Source organism: Dolichospermum sp. LEGE 00246 (genome assembly GCF_015207865.1).
Taxonomy (GTDB): domain Bacteria; phylum Cyanobacteriota; class Cyanobacteriia; order Cyanobacteriales; family Nostocaceae; genus Dolichospermum; species Dolichospermum heterosporum.
In genome coordinates, this window is record NZ_JADEWA010000256.1 from 1 (window position 1) to 7,735 (window position 7,735).

4 protein-coding genes, 1 tRNA gene and 1 pseudogene are annotated in these 7,735 nt (G+C 37.5%); all 6 read right to left on the minus strand.

Annotated features, from left to right (window positions below; genetic code table 11):
- Nucleotides 1-30 precede the first annotated feature (30 nt).
- Complete coding sequence (locus IQ228_RS16375) at nucleotides 31-1,176, minus strand: SpoIID/LytB domain-containing protein (protein WP_027404053.1); 1,146 nt, start codon at nucleotides 1,174-1,176, stop codon at nucleotides 31-33.
- Between the two features lie 124 nt (nucleotides 1,177-1,300).
- The gene (locus IQ228_RS16380; RefSeq protein WP_193963569.1) at nucleotides 1,301-3,505 is read right to left on the minus strand and encodes a polysaccharide biosynthesis tyrosine autokinase; all 2,205 of its coding nucleotides are present in this window, start codon (nucleotides 3,503-3,505) and stop codon (nucleotides 1,301-1,303) included.
- Between the two features lie 237 nt (nucleotides 3,506-3,742).
- Nucleotides 3,743-3,859, minus strand: a pseudogene (locus IQ228_RS16385) (endonuclease V); the annotation flags it as partial.
- Between the two features lie 720 nt (nucleotides 3,860-4,579).
- Nucleotides 4,580-4,651, minus strand: a tRNA-Gln gene (locus IQ228_RS16390).
- Nucleotides 4,652-4,790: 139 nt separating this feature from the next.
- On the minus strand, nucleotides 4,791-5,603 hold the full coding sequence (locus IQ228_RS16395; RefSeq protein ID WP_027404055.1) for a carbon-nitrogen hydrolase family protein: 813 nt from the start codon (nucleotides 5,601-5,603) through the stop codon (nucleotides 4,791-4,793).
- A 120-nt stretch (nucleotides 5,604-5,723) separates the two neighbouring features.
- Nucleotides 5,724-7,735: pentapeptide repeat-containing protein (locus IQ228_RS16400; RefSeq protein WP_193963571.1), on the minus strand; the 2,012-nt coding region annotated here is incomplete at its 5' end.

The window sequence follows — 7,735 nt, forward strand, 5'->3', positions numbered from 1 at the left end:
TGCTTATAAGAGCCAGTCCCCCTACTCCCCCTACTTTGCTTGAATAGGTGTCAGGGCTACTCCTTTGTAGTAGTATCCTAAAATTTGCAGGTGGTTTGCACCACGTTTTGCTAGTTCGTAAGCTCCCCACTGACTCATTCCTACACCGTGTCCAAAACCTAGTCCTTGGAGAACAAAACCGCCATTTGCGTCTTTATTAACAGTAAAACGGGTACTTTTAATTCTGAGTGCAGTTCTCACTTCTTCACCTTGGAGAATTTTAGTCCCTTTATCACCAATAATTTTTAGGGATTTGACACTTTTGAAAGGTGAGAGAGTTTCGATAATCATGTCTTTGACATTGCCGACACCGGAAATTCTGGTGCTAATTTCTCCGGGGGTAAAGGTTTTTACCCAGTTACATTCTTTGATATTTTGATCAAAGTCGGGAACAGCCCGCAGGTAAGGTTCTTTGCTAGTCCAAACATCTTCGACGTTTTCCGTGTGTCCACCGGAACAAGCATGAAAGACGGAAAGAATGATTTGGTTGTTGTAGGTGAGGACTTTGCCGGCGGTGGTGTCTGCTGCGCTGTAGGTTTTGGGGGATTCACTACTGACACCTTTGTAAATTTGCCAACGGTCTGGACTATCTCCTAAGTCGTAAACGGGATTTCCCCGTTGTCTTTCGCGTTCATAGAGGGCATAGGTACGGGCGGCTATGGCTTGAGCTTTCAGGGCTTCCTGTGGCCAGCTAGTGTCCATTTCTCCACCAATGACGCTGTAGAGATATTCTTCTAAATCTACCCAGTTCACAGCGGTTAAACCATTGGCTGTGGGGACTACTAGGGTTCTACCACGAAACCAGCGATCGCCAATATAAACATATCCCTTCTTGGTGGGTTCTATCCAAAATAACCCGGATTGCCATCTATCTAAAGCTACTCCCCCAGGAACTGCTTGAGCCGCAAAGGCACTCATTCCCGGTAGTTCTCCAAGAGTCTTACCACTACTATCTTTCACAATAGCGGTTGTGGAAGCACCGACTTTTACCTGTTTGACTTCTCTTTCAATTGCCACACGCAGAATTACAGATGCTTGTGCAGGAGCAAGTAATACAAACCAGATCAGGATACCTATCCACCAATGTCTACCTTTCATCTCAGAAAACAAATTGCCTAATAAAAGTTGGAATTTCATGCTAATTGTTTGATCACAAGCGTCTACTATTCTAGTTCAGCAATTCTCTAAACAGACAGATTGAGAACTGGAAACTGGGTAATTTTCTTTCTTCTTTCTTCTTCTAAACTCCTGAATCCTCTTTTCATGGTGTCAATATTTGGGGATAATCATAGACTTCATTACCAATAATGCCAATTAAATTTAACTTGCTTAAAATTTCTGTAGCTTCCATCAATTTATGGGGTGTAACTTTACCAATCCTTCCTACCATAACAATCCCATTACATAAAGAAGCCACAATTCTGCCATCAACTGTATCTAAAACAGAGGGTGCATCTATTAAGACTAAATCATAGTTTAGTTCAAATAAATTCATTAATTCTTGCATTCGCCCGGAACTTAACAGATTTACCACATCCTCTGGTATGGGACCAGCAGTTAAAACATCAATAGCTGGGTGGATAGGCTGAATGTAAGTATTAAATGATGTATTGATATCATCAACCAGTAATAAGGATAAACCCCAATCATTGGTCAGCCCTAGAATTTTATGTAAACTGGGAGAACGCAAATTAGCATCAATTATTAATACTCTTTGGTGCATTTGAGCCGCACTAGCTCCTAACCCTAAAGCCAAAGTTGTTTTTCCTTCTCCTGGTAGTGCAGAAGTTAACATCAATGATTTTAAAGGTAGAGAATTATTTAACATCTGAATATTCTGGTAAATAATATCCAATGTTTTATGAGTTGGCAAATTTTTGATAATTCCTGGATGAGAAATATCTACACTTTTAGATTTATCTCTAACTATAGATTGGAGTTGGTTTTTCCAACTATTTTGACGTTTTCCTAATCTTGGTACTGACCCCAATAACTGAATATTAGTCAAATCTTGTAAATCATGAGGATAGAAAATTGCATTATTAAATTTTTCCCAAATTAAGGCTGCTGCTAAACCCAATATTGGACCCATTAATATTCCTCCAAAAATCAGTAACCAGCGTAAATTACCTATATGTATTCCTAAAGCGGGTTCTTCTAAAATTTGCCAATTAAAACCTTCTTGAGCGATTTTAACACCTAATGAATTTTGCACTTGCGTCAATTGTTGCAGTGTTTTGCGATAACTTTCTATGTTGGCAACTAACCTCTTGTATTCTGTAATTAAACTTGGGTATGTATTCAGCAAAGAACGAATTTCTTGTTCAGATGCTGCTAAATCACGATCATGAGCAATTAGTCCTAATGCGTTCATTTTTAATTGAGTTAAATCATTTTCTACCTTTGGGATGATTTGTTTTGATAATTTTGATTTACTATTGATAGTAATAGTTTTATTTTGTCCTTGTTGTTGTAATAATGTACTGATAATTTGCTGTTTCTGCTTCAGTTGTTGGATGATAGGATGTTTTTCTGTATAAAGAAAACGAGCTTGCGTTAAGGCTTGTTCTGTTTGCTTAAATTCACTAATTAAGGCTTGATTTTGGCTAGATTCCGGGGAATAATTTATATTTATGTTATTTCGATTGGAAGACTCAATTGCTTGTTCTAGGCTGTTATGTCTAGTTTGAACATCTTGCAGTTGAGCGCGAGTTGTTTGCCGCTGTTTTTGAATATTTGCTAAAGACTGTAATAAAATTTGACTTTGTAAAACTGGATCAATTAAATTATTTTGTTGACGAAATTTTTCTAGTTTTTTCTCGGCTTTTAATACATCTTTTTGTAGTTGTGGTATGTGGGTATTAACAAAAGCTAATGCTTGATTAATCCGCTGATTTTTTTGATCGGTATTATAGTCCTGATATACTTTCTCTAAAGCTTGTAATACTCTTTTTGTCCTGAGAGGATCTTTATCTGTAAAAGAGAGTAAAAATACTTGGGTGAAATTTTGATTAACTCCTGTATCTACTGGTAACTGAGTTAGTCCTAAGGATGAAACTTCATCAATTTTGCTGTTATTATAAATATCTTCTATAGTCATTTGTGGGTAATCAGCATGAAGTAAATTTACAGTTTTCTGTAGTAATTTACTACTCAGCATTAATTTAACTTGACTACTGTAGTCAATGGATGATAGCTGCGGTTTACGTAAGTCTTCTGTTATCTTTTCGATTTTGCTATTTGGTAAAGATTTATCTGAATTATAACTTACCAATATTTGCATATAGCTTTGATAAGTTGGTTTAGTAGTGATAGCTATCAGACTTGTTACTGACATGACTGCACAGGAAATCCCTAATATTAACCACCGATGATAAAGTGCAATTGGAACTATTTTTTTGATATCAATTACCTTATGTGTAGAGCTAGTAAGTAATTTTTTCAATGTTATCGCATTTGTAGCCACAATCATATTCCTCTCATATTGCAACAATATATCTGGAAGAAGATGATAATTAGAAAACTTTTAGAGATATTTGATACCCAATGTTTTCTGTATAATAATCAATACTTATTCTTCCTATGATTACAGATATACTTAACAGAACGTATTCAGCAAGTAGTTCTTGGCTAATACCTTCAAACAGGTATATGTCTAATCAGTGTGAGGAACATAAATTTTCTGCAAATATTGTGGGAATATTTATCTTGCAGAGGCTAATTTATCAGCAATGCGGGTAGTTTCTGGTAAGCGATATTTTGGTGTGCAGTGTAATACATATTCAATTGCTGTTGGTAAGCTAATCCGATGACCACTAGTAGTCTGTCAACCCGAAAATGACGGGTGAAGGCAAGCAGGGGGGGGCAGGGGAGGGAAGAACAGAAGTTTTTTCCGCTCATTACCCGTCAAAATAAATTTGACGAACTACTAGAGACATAAACAGGTTTTACAGGAGTTCGCGGTAAGCGTAAAGCTCAGTGACTTGGTTCCCTGAGATATAATCGACTCCTGCGGTTTTAACCGCATAGAGTTTCTTTTTAGCAAAGGTGGGTTAAAAAGATCAGAGAATTTATCTTTTGCGTTCTCTAGTGTTATACTGTTCACAACAGGAACGGTAATCAACCTGTATAAAAACCTAGCTGCCTAACTGCAATCTGTACCTTGACTCTTGTTGATATACTCAAAACGGCTTGATTGTTTGATTCTAAACGCAGGGGTAAAGCAAGAGCTTCATAGGTGTCAACTTAATCTCAAATCCCTACCACATCTCGTTCCTAGTCTCTGACTAGGAATGCAGTTAATGAGGCTCTGCCTCTAATATCATTGAAGGCAGAGCCTTCTAGAATTCATTCCCAGTCAGAGACTGGGAATGAGACGACTTGAGTTCTTTGCGGGATAGATGTTTTACGTTAAGTTGACACCAATAAGCTTTTGCTTTACCCCTACAAATCAAGGTTTTTTGTAATTTTACAAAAGTCCATGTTTCAACTGTTTTGAGTATAAAAAAAAGCAAGTCGTTAAAACTTGCTTTTTCTATGACTGGGGCGCTAGGATTCGAACCTAGGGATGGCGGGACCAAAACCCACTGCCTTACCACTTGGCTACGCCCCAACGAATTCACTATAGAGAATATAGCAGTTCTCTTCAGATAATGTCAAGTGTTTTGGGAAAAAGATTTTGCTGACTTAGGAAATAGATCCCAAATAGATACCCGACTTCTTGAAGAGGTCGGGTATCTGCCGGGGTGTGGCTAAAATACGCGATGCTGTAGGGATGGCATTTGGCGACGAACTTGTTCTAGTCGGGTGGGTTTGATTTCGGCGATCGCCACTCCTGGTTTTTCCCCAGCGTCTGCTAAAATGACACCCCAAGGGTCAATAATCATGGCGTGTCCATGAGTTTGGCGACGGTCATAATTAGTACCAGTTTGGGCGGGAGCAATAACGTAACAGGTATTTTCTATCGCTCTAGATTGGAGTAATACTTGCCAATGGTCTTTACCAGTAAAAGCCGTAAAGGCTGCGGGAACAAATAGAATATCTGCGCCTTGATTGGATAGATGTCGGTACAGTTCGGGAAAGCGAACATCATAGCAAATAGAAAGGCCAATTTTCCCTAACTCCGGGGAAGCATAAACGGGAGGTAATTCCAGTCCAGCCATGACAGTGCTGGATTCTTGATAGGTATTACCATCAGGGACATTGACATCAAATAAATGGACTTTTTGGTAACGGGCGAGTTCTTGACCGTTGGCATTTATCAGTAATGCTGTATTATAAACTTTACCACTACTATCTACAGGGATAGGGAAGCCGCCGCCGAGAATGGTAACTTGAAAGCGTTGTGCCATTTTTTGGAGAAATGTTTCCGTTGCTTGAGCGATCGCATTTCCTTGAGCTAGTTTATCCTTTTCTTCCCCCATAAAAGAGAAATTTTCTGGTAAACCCACCAACTCTGCACCTTGACGCACAGCCAAATCAATTAATTCTTCTGCTTGTGCCAAATTTTTTTGTAAATCAGGCACACTGGTCATTTGAATAGCGGCGGCTAAATAAGACTTCATAGATTCAAGAACAAACGGTAGATTGAGACAATTATAGATATCTAAATATATCCTCATATCATTCCATTTTAAACAAAAAATAGGGGCGGGGTTTCCCCGGACAATTTCTCCCCCCAGAAATTAAAAGTCTCTCAAAAATCGTTTCTTCAAAGTCAAGGGGACATTTTTCGCCATTTCTAAACCTTCCACATTTTGCCAATTAGTTTTTTCATCCCAACGAATAGCGCCAAAGGTATTATCGCTAAATATAGCACCCATAAAATTTGCACCATCAAAGTTTGCACCGCGTAAGTCTGCACCACTCAGATTAGCGCGACTCAAATCCACATCTTTAAGGTTTGCACCGCATAAGTTAGCACGACTCAAATTTGCACCACTCAAGTAAGTTTCTGCTAAATTTGCACCAGAAAAATCTACATCTCTTAAATCTGAACCAATGAAATAGGCACGGTTAAGGTTAGCATAGCTAAAGTTTGCCCCATAAAGACTGGCGCGGCTGAGGTCTGCTTCTGTTAAATCCGCGTAACTAAGATTTATTTGTAACAAACTGGCACTACGAAGATGAGCGCCACCCAAAAATTGACCAACTAAACTGCGGAAATTTTCACCCTGTAAACAACTACTGTAATAAATAATATTTTGTAATTGATAGGTGAAATTATTCTCTTCCGGTTGACCAGAGGGATAAAAAATTATATGCTCTTTGAGTAACTCATCTTCTTGAGCATAACGCTGTATAGCTAAAAGTAAAATCATCACATTTAACCCAGCATAAACATCTACTTGACGCTGACCTAATTGATAAACACCAGCATTTTGCAATTCTCGCAGCTTAGTCTGGGGTAAGGTTTCTTCAGCCGTATCAATAAATTTACCTTGACACCAACTAACATAAAAATCATCCAACCGTCTATATAGTTGTACCCAACGAAAATTGGGAATAGCAATCATTAAACCCATTAAATATTCAACTATTTCTTGGGTAAGAATGCCAAAACCCAGCAAATCATAAATTTGCCAATTCATCTCTGCTTCATTAGTAATTAATTCTTTCGCAGATTCCGTATTATAATACTGTGTCCAGGCAGTTAGGCTTAATTTCAACCTGTCAGCAAAGAGAAATTCACGAAAACTTTGATGGCTAAACTTTACCTGATTGTCTGATTCATGATGAGGATAAACATAAAAATCTGCTAAAGGTGTTCTGATAATTTCATCATTGATAGATTTGGCATCATCTCCTAGCCGAGATTTTAGCATTGATATTGGAGAAAATTCTTCACCTGACTGGGTGACAGCAACAGCAGCTTCTGTGAGAATATCTTTTAAATTTAGTAATTGATCATGGAAAGTATCACCTGATTTAGCAATCAGCCAATTTATGGCTGCTTGATAAATTAAAGCTGTAGCAGTTCGAGTATTATCCGCTGCTAAATTATCAATTACCAGTTGATCATCTCGATACATTCCCGCCAAAAAGTATAGTAACAATGGTTCACAAATTAATTTTTGAATAATTGCAGGACATTTTTGATTCACTAGAAACTGCTGTAAATCTGTATTTTTGCCGTGATTATTTGGTAGAGATTGCCATTTTCCTAACCATTGTTGTTGTTGTTGTTGATCTAAGGGAAGAATTTCTACTCTTTCTAAATTTGTGGGTAAATTAGAGATAATTGATAAAGGAATCACATTGCTGGTAATTAATACCTTATGTCCCATGCTTTCATCATTGTTACATTGTTGCTGAAATTCGCTAACTTGCCAAATAAATTTTTCCAGATTTTGATTATTTCTAGACGCAGTTGGTAATTCGTCCCAACCATCAAAGATAAAAACAAAACGATGATTTTTATTTCTTAACCAATTATGATCACCACGAATCAAGCTAATATCTAAATTTGCAGTTAATGTTTCTGCTAACTGAGATGATAAAACTTTGATATCTTTGACATTAATTAAAATTGGTGTCCAGTAAGGATGTAAATGTTGTCTGATCCAATTTGCGAATATTTTGCAGAAAACACTTTTACCTCTGCCTCTTTTTCCTTGGATAAATATAAATTTTTCTAAGTTGTTTTCAGTCAAGATATTTTTCTTTACCCATGCTTCTAAATCACAAGATTCAGCAT